This is a genomic window from Allobosea sp. P1_A7, assembly GCF_056406775.1.
In genome coordinates, this window is sequence record NZ_JBFTZN010000189.1 from 1 (window position 1) to 17,831 (window position 17,831).

13 protein-coding genes and 1 pseudogene are annotated in these 17,831 nt (G+C 62.3%); 3 read left to right on the forward strand and 11 right to left on the reverse strand.

Annotated elements, in window-relative coordinates; genetic code table 11:
• The 5 genes from AC1D34_RS26060 to AC1D34_RS26080 all read right to left on the reverse strand — a co-directional run.
• The coding region (locus AC1D34_RS26060; protein WP_476825749.1) for a hypothetical protein at nucleotides 1-259 on the reverse strand (259 nt) is incomplete at its 3' end.
• A 229-nt stretch (nucleotides 260-488) separates the two neighbouring features.
• Nucleotides 489-2,117: a GMC oxidoreductase gene (locus tag AC1D34_RS26065; RefSeq protein ID WP_476825750.1), complete on the reverse strand. Its 1,629-nt coding sequence runs from the start codon at nucleotides 2,115-2,117 to the stop codon at nucleotides 489-491.
• Entirely contained in the window at nucleotides 2,104-2,472 is a 369-nt protein-coding gene (locus tag AC1D34_RS26070; RefSeq protein WP_441488078.1) for a hypothetical protein, read from the reverse strand. Before AC1D34_RS26070 ends, AC1D34_RS26065 begins: the two co-directional genes overlap by 14 nt.
• The gene (locus AC1D34_RS26075; protein WP_476825751.1) at nucleotides 2,469-3,842 is read right to left on the reverse strand and encodes a sugar porter family MFS transporter; all 1,374 of its coding nucleotides are present in this window, start codon (nucleotides 3,840-3,842) and stop codon (nucleotides 2,469-2,471) included. The genes AC1D34_RS26070 and AC1D34_RS26075 overlap by 4 nt, the downstream gene beginning before the upstream one ends.
• A gap of 34 nt (nucleotides 3,843-3,876) precedes the next feature.
• Nucleotides 3,877-5,214, reverse strand: coding sequence for a DegT/DnrJ/EryC1/StrS family aminotransferase (locus AC1D34_RS26080; RefSeq protein WP_441488076.1), 1,338 nt, complete (start codon nucleotides 5,212-5,214; stop codon nucleotides 3,877-3,879).
• Nucleotides 5,215-5,408: 194 nt separating this feature from the next.
• On the opposite strand from AC1D34_RS26080, the gene AC1D34_RS26085 reads away from it, so the two are divergent.
• Nucleotides 5,409-6,596, forward strand: a complete 1,188-nt coding sequence (locus tag AC1D34_RS26085; RefSeq protein ID WP_476825752.1) for a sugar porter family MFS transporter — start codon at nucleotides 5,409-5,411, stop codon at nucleotides 6,594-6,596.
• Here the strand turns inward: AC1D34_RS26085 and AC1D34_RS26090 are convergent.
• Both AC1D34_RS26090 and AC1D34_RS26095 read right to left on the reverse strand, forming a co-directional pair.
• Nucleotides 6,587-6,985: a universal stress protein gene (locus AC1D34_RS26090; protein ID WP_441488074.1), complete on the reverse strand. Its 399-nt coding sequence runs from the start codon at nucleotides 6,983-6,985 to the stop codon at nucleotides 6,587-6,589. The two genes, AC1D34_RS26085 and AC1D34_RS26090, sit on opposite strands and share 10 nt — an antisense overlap.
• Nucleotides 6,986-7,120: 135 nt before the next feature.
• On the reverse strand, nucleotides 7,121-9,907 hold the full coding sequence (locus AC1D34_RS26095) for a UPF0182 family membrane protein (RefSeq protein WP_476825753.1): 2,787 nt from the start codon (nucleotides 9,905-9,907) through the stop codon (nucleotides 7,121-7,123).
• Nucleotides 9,908-10,195: 288 nt separating this feature from the next.
• On the opposite strand from AC1D34_RS26095, the gene AC1D34_RS26100 reads away from it, so the two are divergent.
• Nucleotides 10,196-11,599 carry an NfeD family protein gene (locus AC1D34_RS26100; protein WP_476825757.1) on the forward strand — a complete coding sequence of 468 codons (1,404 nt, stop codon included), beginning with the start codon at nucleotides 10,196-10,198 and terminating at the stop codon, nucleotides 11,597-11,599.
• Nucleotides 11,596-12,360, forward strand: a complete 765-nt coding sequence (locus AC1D34_RS26105) for a slipin family protein (protein ID WP_441488072.1) — start codon at nucleotides 11,596-11,598, stop codon at nucleotides 12,358-12,360. The genes AC1D34_RS26100 and AC1D34_RS26105 overlap by 4 nt, the downstream gene beginning before the upstream one ends.
• A gap of 960 nt (nucleotides 12,361-13,320) precedes the next feature.
• Here AC1D34_RS26105 and AC1D34_RS26110 read toward each other — a convergent pair.
• From AC1D34_RS26110 to AC1D34_RS26125, 4 genes and pseudogenes are all read right to left on the reverse strand, one after another.
• A complete protein-coding gene (locus AC1D34_RS26110; RefSeq protein WP_476825754.1) occupies nucleotides 13,321-15,705 on the reverse strand; it encodes an arylsulfatase in 2,385 nt (794 codons plus the stop codon).
• A 393-nt stretch (nucleotides 15,706-16,098) separates the two neighbouring features.
• The gene (locus tag AC1D34_RS26115) at nucleotides 16,099-16,692 is read right to left on the reverse strand and encodes a pyridoxal-phosphate dependent enzyme (protein WP_476825755.1); all 594 of its coding nucleotides are present in this window, start codon (nucleotides 16,690-16,692) and stop codon (nucleotides 16,099-16,101) included.
• Between the two features lie 289 nt (nucleotides 16,693-16,981).
• Nucleotides 16,982-17,449: a helix-turn-helix domain-containing protein gene (locus AC1D34_RS26120; protein WP_476825756.1), complete on the reverse strand. Its 468-nt coding sequence runs from the start codon at nucleotides 17,447-17,449 to the stop codon at nucleotides 16,982-16,984.
• 255 nt (nucleotides 17,450-17,704) lie between these two features.
• Nucleotides 17,705-17,831 (reverse strand): annotated as a pseudogene (locus tag AC1D34_RS26125) (IS5/IS1182 family transposase); the annotation flags it as partial.

Sequence of the window (17,831 nt, forward strand, 5' to 3'; positions counted from 1 at the left end):
GAGAGTACCAGATGACCACCGGTGCATGGGTGCCATGGTAATTGCCGCTGGTCTTGTCGTTGCGCAGGGTTGCGGTGAACGGCCCGGTATCGCGAACCATTTTGTCGACGCGCCACCCCGCGGCGAGGTTGCGGTGGCAGAAGGCGCCGAGATAGCGGCCGAGCTTTTCCTGGTAGACATCGAGAGGAAAGGCACCGGGCCTGCGCATATCCCGGTCGAGCGCAGCGCAAAGGGCAGCGTCGGCCGGCACAAGCGGCATCGGGCGTTCAGCGGGACACTGGGACGCGAATGCAAGTCCTGGCACGAGGGCCAGCAAGACAAATAGCGCGATCGTGCGGAGCATGAATCAACCCGGGCGACATTCCGTTTGAGGCTGCGCACAAGATGAGCAGAGCGCAAGCGCATCCCTCCTACTCACCGCGCAGCCTCATTCTGATCGGAGGAGCAGCGGCTCCTGTCCCCGATTTCTCTCGCCACGACCTCGGGCGTCACGCCGTGACCTGCTGCTGCTTCGCGACCTTGACCAGATGGCCAGCCAATCTGTCGGCCAGCGCCATGATCGTCAGCGTCAAGTGTTTGTCGGGGAGCTCAGGAATGACCCCGCCATCGCAGATATAGAGGTTGTCGATGTCATGGCTCTTCAGGTCGGCATCGACAACGCCGCGTCGCGGATCCTGCGCAATGGCCGTGGTGCCGGCATAATGGATGCCGGTGCCGCTGTTGTCGCGGCTGGCGTAGATCATCGTGGCGGAGGCCCGCCGCAGCACGCGCCTGCCCCAGACTGTCATCGCGTCCATCATCTGATGGCTCGCTGCAGGAATGGTGAAATCGACCTCGACCTGCCGGACACCATAGGCATCGACGCTCCGGCCCGGACGCACCCGGTTTCCGGGCGTCGCCTCGCCCTGGCAGAACAGGCCGAGCGTGACGTAGCTGTGGAACATCATCCGCGCGAGCCGTTCCTTCAGGAAGGGCGGAAAGCCGCGCATCGCGGTCAGATAATGCGGCACGTCAGGCGCGCTGTGGATGGYATGGCCGATGAAGGGGAAAGGCGCGCCATTCGCAAGCTTGCCCTGCGACAGCAGGATCAGCAGATCGCCATAGCCGAGGTCGTAATCGCGGCGCTTGCCCCAGAGCTTCAGCAGGGAGGTGGAAAGCAYGACCTTGGGATTGTCCTGCAGCCCTGCCCCGACGCGCCCATGCCGGTTGCCGAGGCCGGCGGGATCGGCGTCATCGGCCGAATTGAACAGGATGCGCGGCGTCTCGAGCGCTCCCGCGGCCAGCACGACGACGCCGGCACGCAGAAGCCGCCGCTCGCCGGTCGCCAGGTCGAGATACTCGACCCCATCGATCCGCCGGCTGCTGCCATCGCGGAGCAGGCGAACCACCTTTGCCTGGGTCCGCAGCTCGTAGTTCGGCAGGTCAATGATCTGCGGCAGCAGCCGCGTCGAGAATTTATAGACCGCGCCGACCGGGCAGCCCGAGGTACACATCCCCGTCGAGATGCAGGATGTCGGGGTTCCAGCCCGCGTGTTGATCGCCTTGCGGTTCGGAATGGCATGGGAATGCGCGTCGTTCAGCGACTTGACCGCGTTGACGACCAGCCGGTCGGCCGGGCGCAACGGCTTCGGTGGCAGATAGTCGCCGTCCGGCAGATCCGGCAGGCCCTCCTTCGTGCCGCAAACGGCGATCAGGCGCTCGACGGCGCCGTAATGCGGGGCCAGATCGGCATAGGAGAACGGCCAGGATTTGAAGTCATCCGCCGAAAACCGGACGCTGACGCCGTTCCAGAGATTCTGCAGCCCGTTGACGGCCAGGACCTGGAAATGCCGGAACCCCTCCTTCGGCCGTGCCGTCGAGCCAACAGTACCATCGGCAAAGAGCGGGTGGACGAAGAGGCTGTCATGCGGATCGCTGGGCCAGGTCGTGCTTGGATCGATGCCGAAATCCCTGGTCACGCCGGGCGGCAGTGTCGTCCYGAAATGGTCCTCCGGCAGCATCGCGCCATGCTCGAGCGAGATGGTGCGCAAGCCGGATTTGGCGAGCTTATGGGCGAGAATGCCGCCGCCGGCCCCGGTGCCGACGACCACGACATCGCAGAATTCAGCCTCGGTCACGCAGGCCTCCCACGGGCCATTCCCCGACTGAGCGCAAGAAATCCGGCGAGGCGAAGCGGATGTACTCGAGGAAGCCGAAGAGCGCGGTCCGGTCGGGGCCGAGATCGGCGCGGCGCAAGCGCCCCGTCTGCGCGAAATCGGCGCGCTGCTCGACCGCTACGAGCGCCGCCCCGATCTGCCGGTTGGCTCGTGCAATCCGCGTGATGTCGGTCAGAAGCGGAAGCAGGACCGCGCGATAGGGACTGAGCCCGATCAGTGCGGCCATCAACCGCTCCGCATCTTGGGAGGCAGCCTCTCCGGCTGCATCGACGTGCTCCTGCGGCTGCCTGTCGAGAACCGGCGGCATGAGGCTCATGCCGTCACGATCCGAACCGGGGCCGGATCGAGCGTCCGGAACGGCCGCCCCGATTCCAGATGTCGCTCGATCTCTTCAAGCGAGACACCATTGGTCTCCGGGACCAGCAGATAGGTGAAGACCAGCCCGGCCGCGCAAACCAGCGCATAGACCGCGAAAACCCCGCCAAGACCGAAGCTGCTGACGAGCATGGGGAAGGAGAACACGACCAGGAAGTTGAAGGCCCAGTTGGCGAGCGAAGCCACACTCATGCCGAGACTTCGGACCTTGAGCGGGAAGATCTCGGACATCATCACCCAGGGCAAGGGACCGATGCTGGCTGCGAAGGCCGCGACATAGAGCACGAGGCCGATCGTCGCGAGGATATCCAGCGCCTCCGCGTCGGTCGCCGCCGCGATGGCGATCATGCCGAGGCTGAGGGCCGTTCCGGCAAAGCCGATGAAAAGCAGCCGACGCCGTCCGATCCGGTCGATCAGATACATTCCGACGAAGGTCATCGCGACATTGACGATGCCGATCCCKACCGTCGCCAAGATCTGGGTCGAGGTCGAGTTGAAACCCGATTCCTTGAAGACCGTCGGCGCATAATAGATCACGGCATTGATGCCGCTGAGCTGCTGCAGGAAGAACAACCCCATGCCGACCACCAGCGCCGGGCGAACCGACGGGCTGAGCAAGTCCGCCCAGGTGCCGGGCCTCGTCCGCTGCTGCACCGCCTGCCGGATGCTCGCCAGTTCGGCATCGACCGCGGGATCCTGAGGCGCAAGGTCGCGAATCCGCGCGATCGCCAGACGCGCCTCTTCGGTGCGGCCCTTGAGGGCGAGCCAGCGCGGCGTGTCGCCCATGCGATACATGCCGATCAGCAGGGCGAGCGCAGGCAGGACCCCCATCAGGAACATCAGCCGCCAGGACTCCGCGAATGCGAAGTCGACGACATAGGCACCGAGAATGCCGAGCGTGATCGCCAGCTGATAGATCGAGACGAGCATGCCACGCTTCTCGGCAGGCGCGCTCTCGGAAATGTAGAGCGGCGCCACCATCGCGGCGATACCGACGGCCAGACCGAGCAGCAGACGCGACGCCGTCAGCATCCAGACCGCGCCAGCCGCGGCTGAGAACAGCGCCCCCGCAGCAAACAGCACCGCGGCGACCAGCAGCAGGGCACGGCGGCCATAGGTTTCGGTGGTGCGCCCGGCCAGCAGCGCCCCGCCCAGCGCGCCGAGCGGGACGGCAGCGGTCATCAGCCCCTCGTCGAACGGGCTGATCGCGAATTCGCCGCGCAGAAGATGCAGCGCGCCGGCGATGACACCCTCGTCGAAGCCGAACAGGAATCCGGCAATGCCTGCGATGGCGGCTATGAAATAGATCATCATCTCGGCCTTGGTTGATCTGGAATGGCGCGCATCAGGGCAGCAGGCCGTTCGCCACCTTGCGGAATGCAGTGACGATGTCGCTTTCGTCGGCTTCGGTCAGCGTCGAGCCGATGGCGAGCAAGGCGCCGCGCGCATGGAAATCGTCGCATCGCGGCAACGCCCCAACGCCGTAATCATAGGCTTCGGCGAAGGCATTGGCGGGGTGTGTCCAGGGGAAGCCGTCCCGGCTGTTGGACCGGCGCTGGACCAGACTTGGAATGTTGAAATACCAATGCATGCCCCATTCCTGCATGGTGATGCAGGCGAGGCTGCCGGGCGGCCCGGCGATTCCCTCGGCGCGCAGCGCATCGACGAAGCGTCGCGCCAGGTCGGCATCGGGCAGCAGCATCAGCAGGAACGGACCGGTATCTCCGGCCGGGTCCGGGATATGGCGGAAGCTGATGCCGCGCAGATCCGCAAGCTGCTGGCGAATGCGCCATTTCGAGCCCCGCATCGCGCCGGTGATGCGCGACAATTTGCGCATCTGCGCCAGCGCCATCGCGCCTGCGAGCTCCGACATACGCGCGCCCATGCCCCAGAGCTGGCAGGCCTCGTCGGATGCGTCGAGCCGGCCCTTCTCGTTTCGGGGATAGCCGAGGTCGTGCAGTGCCGCGATACGCCGGAACAGCGCGTCATCTTCAGCGACGATCATCCCACCATCGCCAGAGGTCATGTTCTTGTTCAGCTGGAAGCTGAAGATGCCGATATCGCCGAAGCGCCCGACCGCACGCCCGCCGACATGCGCGCCGGCCGCCTGGGCGCAATCCTCGACCAGCCCCAGGCCATGGGCGCGACAGATCTCCGCGATCTCGGTAATGCGGCCTGGCGCTCCGCTCATATGCACGCACAGCACCGCGCGGCTCTGGGGCCCGATCTTCCGCCGGAGATCTTCGGGATCGATGCAAAAGGTCTCGTCGATATCGACCAGGCGGGGAATGGCGCCGACCCGCACCACGGCCGAGAGGCAGCTCACCCAGAGATAGCCGGGCACGAAGACCTCGTCGCCCGGGCCGACCCCAAGCGCCGACAGCGCAATCGTCAGAGCGGCCGTCCCCGACGACACCCCGAGCGCGTGGCGATGTCCGAAGGCTTCACACCATTCGCGCTCCAGAGTCTCGACCATATGCTGCGGATCGGGCCCGTAGAAGCGGAATGGGCTGCGCGCGCGTACGACGCGATCGACCAGTTCGCGCTCTTCTTCGCCGATCCAGTGCACCCCAGGCAGTTCCCAGGGCAGCGGCTCGCGCCGGACCGGAACACCACCGTCGATCGCGAGCCGATTGGCCCGCTCCTGACCAATCCGCGATCCTGTCTCGGCCAGATCGGTCATGAATATCTCCTGTAGGCAGCTCGTCGGCCTTGGGGGCGGCCAGACCATCAAATCCGGGAAGATGTTGATCTCGCCAACGCACCGCTTGTAGCATGAAACAGAAGAACAAATCCGGCATTTAATTCTGGAAATAATTCGAAATRATTAGAAATATTTGGATTTACAGATTACGAGATCCAATATTCTTGATTTTGATGCTCATATTCGCCAGCGGAGCTGCTTTCGGCTTCGGTATAGCATCTGTCTCCGGCGTTCTGGATCTTATAAAGGCAGAGTTTGGACTTTCGGAACGGGGGGAACAGCTCGTCGTCGGGATCCTGGTACTCGGCTGCTTCGTCGGCGCCGCCATGGCCGGCCCCATCTCGGCCCGCTGGGGCAGAAGACGGACGATCATGCTGGCGGCTGCGCTCGGCGGGCTCGGCTATACGCTGATCCTGGCCAGGTTCGGACTTGGCGGATTGCTGGCAGGACGCAGCCTTGCAGGGCTGTGCATCGGCCTGTTTTCAATGGTGGTACCGATGTACGCGGCCGAGACGACGCCGGCGCGCCGGCGCGGCGCGATGGTCTCGATGTTCCAGCTCGCAATCACCCTTGGCATTCTCGGTGCCTATGGCGTCACGCTCGCCTACGCAGCACGCGTGCCCTGGCCGATCCTGCTCGGCGCCGGCATCCTCCCCATTGGCCTTTGCCTGCTGGCAATCCTGCTGCTGCCCGAAAGCCCGCGCTGGCTGGCGGCGCGGGGTGACCACGCAGCGGTTCTGAAGGCGGCGCGAACGCTCGGCCTCGCCGATGAATGGCAGGAGACCCCGCCGGCCCTCTCCCATGCCGGCGCCAGCAGCGGCGCCCTGCTCCGGCGCGGCAGCACTGTCGCTGTGCTTCTGCTGTGCAGCGCCCTCTTCGTGCTGCAGAACCTGAGCGGCATCGACGGCATCCTCTACTACGCCCCCCGCATCTTCCAGGAGCTCGGCTTCTCCGCCGGAACCGCCGCACTGGCCGCGACCTTCGGCCTTGGCCTTGTCAATGTCCTCGCCACGATCGCGGCCATCGCCATGGTCGATCGCCTGGGCCGCAGGCCGCTGCTGATCTTCGGCTCGGGTGCGATGGCGATCGGGCTCGCCGCGGTCATCGTCGCCTCCCAACTCGGCTGGCCCTGGGTCGGCCTCGCAGGGCTCGCAGTCTTCATCGCGGCCTTCGCGCTGAGCCTCGGCCCACTGCCCTATGTGCTGATGTCGGAGCTATTCCCGACAGCGATCCGCGAATCCGGCATCGCCATGGCCTCGGCGACGAGCTGGCTCTTCAACGCCTTGATCGCCTTCACCTTCCTGTCGCTTGTGGCAGCGATCGTCGCGGCTCTCGGCGGCGATCCGGGCGCTCAGCGATAAACAAGAACGGGAATCTTGGAATGGGTCAGAACCTTTACGGTCTCGCTGCCGAGCACAATCGCAGCGATGCCGCGGCGGCCGTGCGATGCCATGGCGATCAGGTCACAGCCTCGCGCAACAGCGGTGTCGATAATGGCCTGATAGGGGTGTTCGTTCTCGACCTGAATGGCGTCGCAACGTATGTCCGCGGCCGTAGCCTTCTCTTGGGCGGCGGTGAGATACTGCTGGGCTCGCGCTTCGGTGAGCTCTTGGTAGTCCTCCAGCGTCGCGACCGCCCTGCCGGGTTCAGAGGCGAAGATGTGAAAGGGCTCCGTTACAGCGAGCAATGTCAGTCGGGCCCTGACCGACTTGGCAAGCTGCGTGGCCTGCTCGACGGCTGCGGCGGACAAGGGTGAACCGTCAGTCGGAACCAGAATGTGTTGATACATGGCGTCCTCCCCGCAGCAGCCAGGTGCGCGACCTCCGCGTTCGCAATGTCCAATGCTCCGGGCCGAAGCCCACGCAAAAACAGCGAATTCGAAGCATTAGTGGCCGGTGGAATCCCGGTTCATTTCCTCCAAAATCCCGCGCATTGCATCGAACTGGGTACCGAAACCTTTCCAATCTCCGGACTTCAGTCGCTCCATTGCTTGATTGTAGCGATCAAGCGCCTCCCGTACTTGACTTGGCGCTGGCCTTGTCCCGGGCATCCCCTCTGTCGCGCGCGAAGCTGCCGGCGCAGCACCCGGATCTATGAATAGCGCCGACAAGGCCTCGGCGAGTGTTTCCTTCATCACCACGTGTTCACCGTAGGCTGCGATCACACGTTTCAGCTCCGGCAGATGTCCGTGCTCCGCTCGCAAATAGAGTGGCGATACATAAAGGATCGAGTTCTCGATCGGGATTACGAGCAAGTTCGCACCGCGGATCACCCGCGAACCCATCTGGTTCCACAACGTGATTTGTTGGGAGATCTCGGTACTCTGATTGATCCGCGCTTCGATCTGGAACGGCCCGTAGACAAGCTTCTCCTTGGGAAATTCGTAAACGATCAGCTTGCCATAGCCCGGACCATCGCAGCGCGCGGCGAGCCACGCGATCATGTTGTCGCGGCGGCTGGGCACCATCGGGAGCATGAGGAAAAACTCAGCATGCGATTCTCCGGGCAGCCTCATGATGATGTAATAGGGCGTCATCATCGCGGTGCCGCCGCCCCCCGGTTGCAGGGGGAATTGCCAAAGATCTTCGCGGTTATAGAAAACGTCGGCCGCCTCCATGTGGTAGGTTTGATAGAGCCGCGCCTGAACCAGGAACAGGTCCTCCGGATAGCGAATATGCTTCTGCAGGTCTGAAGGCATGGCCGCGAACGGCTTGAACAGGCCCGGAAAGATGCGCTGGTAGGTCGCGGCAATCGGATCACCGGGATCCATCAGGTAGAAATCGACGGCCCCGCTGTAAGCATCGACAACAGCCTTCACCGAATTTCGAATGTAGTTGAGATCGCCATCTTGCGCAGGCTGCGCATAGGGGAAATAGGAGCTCGTCGTGTAGGCATCCTGCATCCAGAGCATCCGCCCATTGCTGATGACCAGATAGGGATCATGATCGAGCCGGAGAAACGGAGCGATCGTTCGCACCCGTTCCTGGATGTTGCGGCGGATCATGATCCGGCTATCGGCAGTGATATAGCTTGAGAGGAGCAGGTTCGGGTCGTTGAAATAATAGGCGAACAGCATTCTGCTCGCCATCGCTCCGATCGGAACGCCACCGGTGCCGTCATAGGCTGCATAGACATTGTCTTTGCCCTTGGGATAATCGAACTCCGGTGTGCTTCCCTTGACAATGACGTAACTGTCGCTCTCCTCGCCGTAGTAGATGCGCGGCTCGAGGATTTTGGGACCTCCGTCTGCGACGGGTGGGATATCCCGCAAATAGAGGACGGGTAGTCCTTCGGTACTCTTTCGGGTGACCGGGCTCATCACCGCGCCGTTGCCGTGAGTAAACAGCACGTGGCGGTTGACCCATGTCTGGGCATTCGGCGGCAGCAACGAGGGTCGTAGCTCGCGAGCCGAAAGCATCACGCTTTGGTAGGAACCATCGAGCCAGTAGCGATCAACGTCAGGATCATGGAATTTGTAGTAGGTGCGAATCTCCTGCAGCTGCGCGTAAGTATCCGACAAGGGCAGTTGGTCCCACAGCCTGATATTTTCGATTGTCGCCTTGTTGGCCGCTAGCGTGTCGAGAGATAGCTTCTGTTCCGCGGCAAACGGCTTGGCTGCGATCTGATCAAGATTATAGGCCTGCCGTGTGAACGCGATGTTGCGTTCGATATAAGGCTTCTCCAGCTGCAACTCGCTTGGTCTGACGAAGAACTGCCGGAACAGCGCGGGGGCTGCACCTGACAGCACGACTGAGCCGATGGCAACGAGCATGAACGCTGTGGCAGGAAGCCAGTAGGTACGCATCCAGAGGTTTACCCACGCGGCGAACGCCGCGATGATCGAAAACCCGATCAAAAGCCACAGGCCCGGTAGCCCCACATGGACATCGGCGTAACTGGCGCCGACGACCACGCCGTTATCGCCATAGAGCAGCAGATAGCGGTCGAGACCATAGGACCAAGCCTTCACCGCGAAGAGAAGACCGAGCACTGCCGAGCCGTGAGCGATCACTGTCGGCGATATTGATCGCCGCGGCACGTCGTATTCGATCTCGCCGTGCACCCAGTAGATCGTTCCGGCGAAGAGCGCGCTCAAAACAAGCGTGAGCAACATCCAGTTCTTGAGGAGGAAATAGGCAGGCAATGAGAAGAGATAGAAGCCGATGTCCTTGTTGTAGAGCGGGTCGTCTGCGCCATATGGCACCTGATAGAGAAACCGCAGGAAGATGCCCCAATTGCCGGCTTCCGCCGCGGCGACGAGCAGCGCGAGCAAACCAGCACCGCCTGCAACAACCCAGGGCCAGGGCAATCGATCGCGCGCGAGCGCGAGCAGATCGGGCAGCAGCACGGTGCCCGGGGGTTGCCACGTGAGGCCGGCGACAGCCTGTATCGGCGGCCGCCGGGCAAAACGCACGGCCAGCCATCCGTTGAGCCAAAGAACGACGGCAGTCGCCGTCCAGACAGCAAAGAAGACGACAGCTTCAGCTTCGATTGTTGTCCAAAAGACCTGCAGATAACCGATCGAGGAAAACCACAGCCAATCGACCAGCCAGTCACTCGCGAGCCCGAGCAGGACAAGGCAAACCCCGACGACGACGGCCGCAATGACGAGCCTGACCACGGCGTTCTGCCGTGGCGCCTTCCGTCCGGGTCCGGCGATCCCGATCGTCATGGTCCAATTATAGCGGAAATGAGGGACGCCTGCCGCTTGCTTCGTGATCAGGATCGCGCGTCAAGGCGACGCGACGCGGATGCTCAAAGCTCTGTCGCCGGGACCGTGGAACGAGTGAAGCTGCTTCGAACTCTTGGGAGCAGACCCGGATCAGCCGATCGCGCCGCCTGTCATCTCCAGCGGCTCTCGCGTCCGCTATCGGCCGGCGAACTGCGGATTGGCAATCGCGATCATATTGAGGTCGTCGGAGACATCCCCCATATCACTTTGATTAAGGGAGTCCTTGCTGTGCAGACGGTACAGGCGACCCTTGTCGCGGCAATTGCAGCCGCCGCTTTGGCCTTCTCTCCCCTTTCCGCCGCGGCGACGGGGGAAAACAGCAGAGCTGCATTGATCATTTCCGTCGACGGCGCGATCGGACCGGCGACGGCCGGTTACGTGAAAGACGCTCTGGCCAAGGCAAACGAACGACGCGCCGAAGTTGTCATTCTGCGTCTGAACACACCGGGCGGCATCGCGACCAGCATGCGCGAGATCATCGCAGACGTGCTGGCCTCGTCCATTCCTGTCGTCGGTTACGTCTCTCCTTCCGGCGCCCACGCGGCCAGCGCGGGCACCTATATCCTCTATGCGACGCACATCGCAGCAATGGCGCCGGGCACCAATCTCGGCGCGGCGACGCCGGTACAGATCGGCAGTCCGGTACCCGGTCTGCCGAGCAAACCCACCGACAAGGACGGCAAGGACAAGAAAGATAGCGCCCAGCAAACAGAGCCGACGGATGCGATGACGGCGAAGATGACGAACGATGCCGTCGCCTCAATCCGCAGTCTGGCCGAGTTGCGCGGACGCAACGCCGATTGGGCCGAGAAAGCTGTCCGCGAGGCAGCCAGCCTTTCCGCCAGCGCTGCGTTGCAGGCGAATGTCATCGATCTCATCGCGCGCAACCCGACTGAGCTGCTCAAGCAAATCGATGGTCGCGTCGTGGAAATTGCGGGTGGCGAAACCCGGCATCTGGCGACGAAGGATGCAACGATCGGGGCGCTCGATCCCGGATGGATCTCGCAATTTCTGTCGGTCATCGCCGACCCCAACGTCGCCTTCATTCTTCTGCTGGTCGGCGTCTACGGTCTGATTTTCGAATTCGCGTCTCCCGGCGCCATCGCGCCGGGGGTGGTCGGCACGATTTGTCTGCTGCTGGGTCTCTATGCCCTCAACATGCTKCCGATCAACTATGCCGGCCTCGCGCTGATGCTGCTGGGGATCGCACTCTTCACGATCGAGGCCTTCACTCCGACTGCGATCGTCGGCATCGGTGGGATCATCGCTTTCGTGCTCGGAGCGATGATGCTCTTCAAAGTCGAAGCACCGGGATATCGCTTGTCATGGTGGGTCATTGGCATCGCGGCGGCGATGTTCATTGGCCTGATTGTCGTCATATTCAGTTCGCTCAGGCGAGCCCGCAAAGGTCCTGCACGTGTCGGTGCACAAGCCATGCGCGGCCTGTCCGCCGAGGTCCTCGACTGGGCTGACAGAGAAGGCCACGTCTTCACACAGGGTGAGCGCTGGCAAGCACGCAGCGCGGAAGCCTTCAGACCAGGAGAGATGGTCGAGGTGGCTAGCATCATGGATCTGACGCTGATGGTGCGTCGGCGGCCGGGACTGACCGCCGGCGAAGGAGGTGCGCGGTGATGCTCGATTATTTGATCTATGCACTGCTCGCGATCGCCGTGATCGTATTCTTCTCTTCGGCCATTCGCATCCTGCGGGAATACGAGCGCGGTATCATCTTCACGCTCGGACGCTTCTCCGGCGTGAAAGGCCCGGGCCTCATCATTCTGATTCCGTTCGTCCAGCAGATGGTGAAAGTCGATCTCAGGGTGATGGTTCAGGACGTGCCGCCGCAGGACGTGATTTCCCGCGATAACGTCTCCGTCAAGGTAAACGCCGTTCTATACTTCCGCATCATCGATCCCGAGCGCGCAATCATCAAAGTCGGAAATTTTATGATAGCGACCAGCCAGCTGGCACAGACCACACTGCGCTCGGTGCTTGGAAAACATGAACTGGACGAGATGCTCGCGGAGCGGGACAGACTCAACGCCGACATCCAGGAGATTCTCGATCAGCAAACCGACGCCTGGGGCATCAAGGTCACCAACATTGAGATCAAGGATATCGATCTCAATGAAAACATGGTGCGCGCCATCGCCAAGCAGGCCGAGGCGGAACGACTTCGGCGCGCGAAGGTGATCAACGCGCTGGGCGAGCAGCAAGCCGCCGAGAAGCTGGTCGAGGCAGGTCGGATACTTGCCCAGGAACCGCAGGCGATGCAGTTACGCTATTTCGCGGCGCTTCACGACATCGCGGGAGAGCGATCCTCGACCGTGGTCTTTCCTGTACCAATGGATCTGCTCGACCATCTGAAGCCGCAGCGGAGCGGAACAACGTGACCTTGGTCATCGCGTTGGAGAATGGCGCGCCAATCCAGGTGGTTTCTCAATGGCAAGGACATCGCCAACCGCAGCGTAGACTTTGTCGAGGGCTGCCGTCTGGACGAACCGCTGCAGCATCGTGATGTGCGGGCGGTGCGTTGCATCCAATGCGTAGCCCTTTGGGAAAACCTCGCGTAGGCGGGCATTGGCAGCCTACGCGTGTTTGACCATTGTTGCGTCCGGTTCCAGCGCGATGCCGATGGCCGTGACGGGATTTTCCTGCGCCGCCCCTGGGCCGGCCAGCAATCCTAAGCCTGTTACTAGCGGGCCATGAAGTTCAGATATTTATGCATTTTACTTCTTCCGCTTCAGACCGATGTGCTCGAGCGCGGCACGACCTAACGGATCACAATCGGCCGTCGATCAATGACGACGGGGCGCGGGCGAACGACCGTGCGAGGAGCGACCACAACGGGCGGGGGAGCAACGACGACCGGGCGAGGAGCGACAACCACGGGACGCGGCGCAACGACGACACCCCCACCAACCCGGACACAGCCGCCGAGCGGCCCCCGATAGTAGCCGACACCGGCATCCGCCCGCGACCTTTGTGACGCCGTAAGCCCTTGCCTGTGAAAGGGCGGATGACATCGGCATGGCCTGCGCGCCCCGAACGATGTCAGGGCGAGGAACGCGACACTCATGGAGGCCAGAACCATCTTTACGAGCATTTTAGTCGCTTCCTGTCCTTTGAATATATGGGCGCTCAATTCCGTTTGGGCCGGGGCCAGCAGCGTCGAAGGTGCAGCGGCAAAAACAAAAGCAAGTCGTCTCATCATCGAATTTCCCGTTCGTGAGTCAGCAGCGGCTTCGGCCAGAATGTGCCTCCGCCCGGCTCTGGAGAGTGGAGTTTCCGCGCTGTCGGAACTTGAAAGGAGGCGGCGAAGATCGTGTTCGCCGCCTCCAGCTGGTCGGCGCTCAGTCCAGATAGTCGACCTTCAGATGCCGGATCGTGCCATTGAAGGCGAAGGGCTTGCGGTCGAAATACGCAAATGAGACGGGGGAATAGCTGTCCCGGCCGACGTCAAAGGCGTCATTGGCGGTAAAGGTCAGCGCTGCCGAGCGTGGAACACGCCCCTTGCTGACCTCCTTGCCGTCCACGCGGATGATGATGTCGAGAGGCGCAGGACGGACACCGCTGGCCTTGCGTGTTTCGACCTCGATCTTGACCTTTCCGGTCGGGAGCGGGGCGGACGTTTCCAGCCGTGTCCGTTCGATCTCGAACAGGTTGTACTCGTAGTTGAGCTTCCCGTTCTCGACCCACAAGGCGACACCGCCCGAGATGGCGCCGAGCGCGTAGAGCACGCCCTTCGAGCCGGGCTGCAAATCCGCATCGATGGTGACGAGGCTGCTGCGCGATCCGAGCCGCGGTGCGGTGAACTCGGGAACGCCGATGACCTCCTGCGTGTAGTTGAACGACTTGGCGGGATTGGACGGTGCGTCTTCCGGGTGGAAGATCACGGACCATAGCCCGCCGCCAACCGGATCGACCTTGTTGTCTTTCGCGCTCACCTCGAAAGCCTTCTTCAGCTCATCGAGCTTGCCGGGATGAGCGGCGGCGACGTCCTTCGCCTGCGAGAAATCCTTTTTGAGATCGTAGAGTTCCCAAACATCGTTCTTCGGCGACCATTTCATGATCGAAGGATCGACGCCTGTTTGCCAGGGGACTCGCGGCCCGAATGCCGAAGCGATCCATCCGTCCTTGTAGTAGGAGCGGCTGCCCATGACCTCGAAATACTGCTCCTTCTTGCGGTCCGGCTCCGTCGAGGAGGCGAAGGAATAGGTCATGCTGGTGCCGTCGAGCTGATCCTGGCTGATGCCGTCGACGAGCTTCGGCGGCGTGATGCGCAGGATGTCGTAGATCGTCGGCACGATATCGTTGACGTGATGGAACTGCGGACGCGGCGTCTTGTCCGCCTTGATCCGGCTCGGCCAGGACACCGCGAGCGGCGTGCGCGTTCCGCCGAAATGCGCGGCGATCAGCTTCGTCGACCGGTGCGGCGTGGAGCCGGCCCAGGCCCAGCCGGCATGGTACATGTTGTCCACCTTGGGCGATCCGAGCACGTCCAGGCCGCCGAGCTCGTTCATGGTGCGGATATGGTCCTTGATCTCGGAGGGAATGCCATTCTGCGCMAGGAGTTCGCTGATCGTGCCGTTCTGGCCTTCCGCGCTCGAGCCGTTATCGCCCCAGATGTAGAAGACCAGCGTGTTGTCGCGAATGCCGAGCTCGTCCAGGGCATCGATCAACCGGCCAGCCTGCGCATCGGCATGCTCGGTGTATCCGGCGAACACCTCCATCAGCCGACGCTGAAACGGCTTTTCCTCCTCGGGAATATCGGCCCATGCGGCAAGGGTCTTCGGCCGCGGCGTCAGCTCGGTGTCTTTCGGGATCCAGCCGAGTTCTTTCTGGCGGGCGAAGACGCGCTCGCGCATGACGTCCCAGCCTTCGTCGAACTTGCCCTTATATTTGTCCGCCCATTCCTTGAAGATGTGATGCGGACCATGGGAGGCGCCGGGGGCCCAATACATGAAGAACGGTCGATCCGGCGTCAGCGCGTGGACCTGCTTCATCCATGAGACAGCCTTGTCGGTCATGTCTTCGGTGAAGTGATAGTCCTTCTTCCCTTCGGATGGGTTCACCCGGACCGTGTTCTCGACGACCGCAGGCTCCCATTGCGAGGATTCTCCGGCAAGGAACCCGTAGAAGTAGTCGAAGCCGATCCCCTGACCCGCCGGCCAGTTCGTATAGGGGCCGACGGCCGTGGTCTCGTTGGCGGGCGTATTGTGCCATTTTCCGAAGGCGCTCGTCGCGTAGCCATAATAGCCAAGGACCTTCGCTGCGCTCGCAGATGTGCGCGGGATCCTGCCTGAATAGCCATCCCAGTCATTCGCCAGTTCGGCGATCTGGCCGTAGCCGACGCGATGGTGATTGCGCCCGGTCAGCAGCGCCGCTCGGGTGGGTGAGCACATCGCGGCATTGTGGAAGCGGTTATAGGTGATCCCGTCTCCGGAAACCCGGCTCAACGTGCGTGTATCGATCACGCCGCCGAAGGTGCTCGGAAGCGCCGGGCCGACGTCGTCGAGCATGATCACGACGATGTTCGGCGCACTGGCAGGGAGATGCGACTTTACCGGCAGGGGGCTGTAGGTCGACTCCGCGATCGTCGGTCCGGCTTTGCTGCCCGAGGGCGTTGGCGGAAACGGCAGCGAGTCCTGGGCTGCCACGGGCGATCCCAACATCAGAAGCGTCGTGCTTACGCCCAACCAGCGGGCTCTGAATTGGTGACTAAGAGGCCGTTTCATTCAATTCTCCGTTCCGAACGACACATCTGAACGCGACATGGCTTGTCGACGTATCGATCGCCTCGGCAGCGCAATCTGGCATCGCGCTTGCCCGCGTCGCGTTCACTGCATTCACCTCCGCTTTCGCGGCCTTGCGATCGGCGAGGAAGGCCGGATCGGTCTGCGATCAGCAGGCGAATTCCGTTGCGAGCATTTCGGGCATGGGCAGCCTGCCCGTCTTGCCATTTCGCGCCAGTCGCAACCGGCAATGGTCCGTCACCGCCCATCACGAATCCCCTCGGGATTCGGCCTTGCAAAAAGCAACAATCCGGTGATCGCCGGCGCTTGTTCCGTGGGAAACGGCTCCAAGATCGCTGGAAACGAACTCAGCGCTGAATCAAGCCGGGGCGACCGTCATGCCTCGGAAATCATGCTGATGAATCGCTCCCTATCCAAATTCCGACCACTGACGACTGCAATTGAGGCGCGGCCTTGCAGCAGACTTGGTTCGGCAAGCAAGGCAGCTACCGATAGCGCTCCGCCGGGCTCAGTCACCAAGCCGAACTCCGCATACAATGCGGATACTGCGGCGCGGGCGTGATTGTCTGCGACCACGGCCACTTTGGTTCCTGATCGCATATGAATGTCGAAGGGCAACGCGCCTGTCATCGGGGCAAGCAGAGCATCGCATATCGATGTCGCGTGGCCCTCTATGGCCACCCGACGTCCAGCAGAAAGGCTTCGCGCGAGCTCGTCAAAGCCGAATGGTTCGACCGCAAGCATGGTGGAACCGCTACCAGCGATCGCGAGCGCGCAGCCCGCCGATAGGCCTCCGCCCGATGCGGTAGCGATAAACAAGTCGGGAACCGCGCCGAGAACAGATGCCTGCTCCATGGCTTCTGTTGCAACGGTCGCGGCTCCAGCGATGATTCGCCGCCTGCGATCCCTTCGGACTCGGCGCAGGCGGAACAAGCAAGACGGCCGCGGCAAGTCACCTGGAGAACACAATTGGCCTGGCCAAGTCTGTAACGGCCCTGAACCACGCCGAACGCCAGCGCGACCTGGAGCCCATCGAGGAAGTCGATCCCCTCGACATGCCGCCGCCGCGCTTCGGCTCTGGGACTTGGACCGCTGCGTCGCGCTCCTACGCCGTCATTTTATCGACGATCGGGCGGGCACGCACCTGCGTTGAATTCGCGCGCCGCGATCCGCTGGAAGGAATCGGCTTCGCGTGGCAGCGATCCGATGCGCTTTCCGCCCCAGCGGGCGATCGGTGGTTCGGGGATGCAGAGGACGGTCACGCCATTTTTTCCAGAATGTCGCGAAGACCGTTTATTCTCTGCCTTGGCAAACCCTGCGGGTTAAGACTGCTCATTGAATGCATAGATTGGGTGGCTCGAACCTCTGACGGGCTCATCCCGAACTCCTTTTTGAACGCTCGGGTGAAACCTGAGGGGTCTGCAAACCCCATTTCCTCGCCAATAGCTGCGATGGGGCGGAGATTGGTGCCCCTTGATAGCTCGGAATAACATTTCTTGAGACGCCGCCGCTGGATATAGTTCTTTACCCCGCCTTCGGCTTCCAACAGGCGATAAAGCTGGGAACGCGACATACCTGCTTCTCGGCACAGGAAGTCAGGACCAAAAGCGAGCCTATGGAGATTTTGATCGATTATTTTTCGAACGCCATCCTTACGCACAACTGCGATCGGGGTGGCCGCCTGGGCAGCACTGTCTTTTGACGGAGCAATACAGGCAAGCACCATCCCCCGGACTGCGGATTGTAGAGCCGGCGCATTCGCTCCGGAACAAGCCGGTGCATTCCTCGCCAACAACACCAGGAAGTCCCCTAGTAGTTGGCCCATCGCTCCTGGAATCGCTCTTCCATCCATCCCGTCCAGGACGGCCGCGAGCTCCGGAAAGCTATCTCGTGGGAGATAAAGCTGAACCCGCTCATCATCGTCTCTGGCGCTCGTGAGCGTCCGCCCCAGCGAGGAAACGTAAGAGCCGGATTCAAAAGTTCACGCGGGTTTGCAATGTCTTGCGATGCGGCGTGTGAGCATGCGGATGCTGGCGATATGAGCGAAGGCGGTCGCGCTTTCGATGGATTTCTCCCAGTCCTTTGCGAGGCGGCGGCAGCGTCCGAGC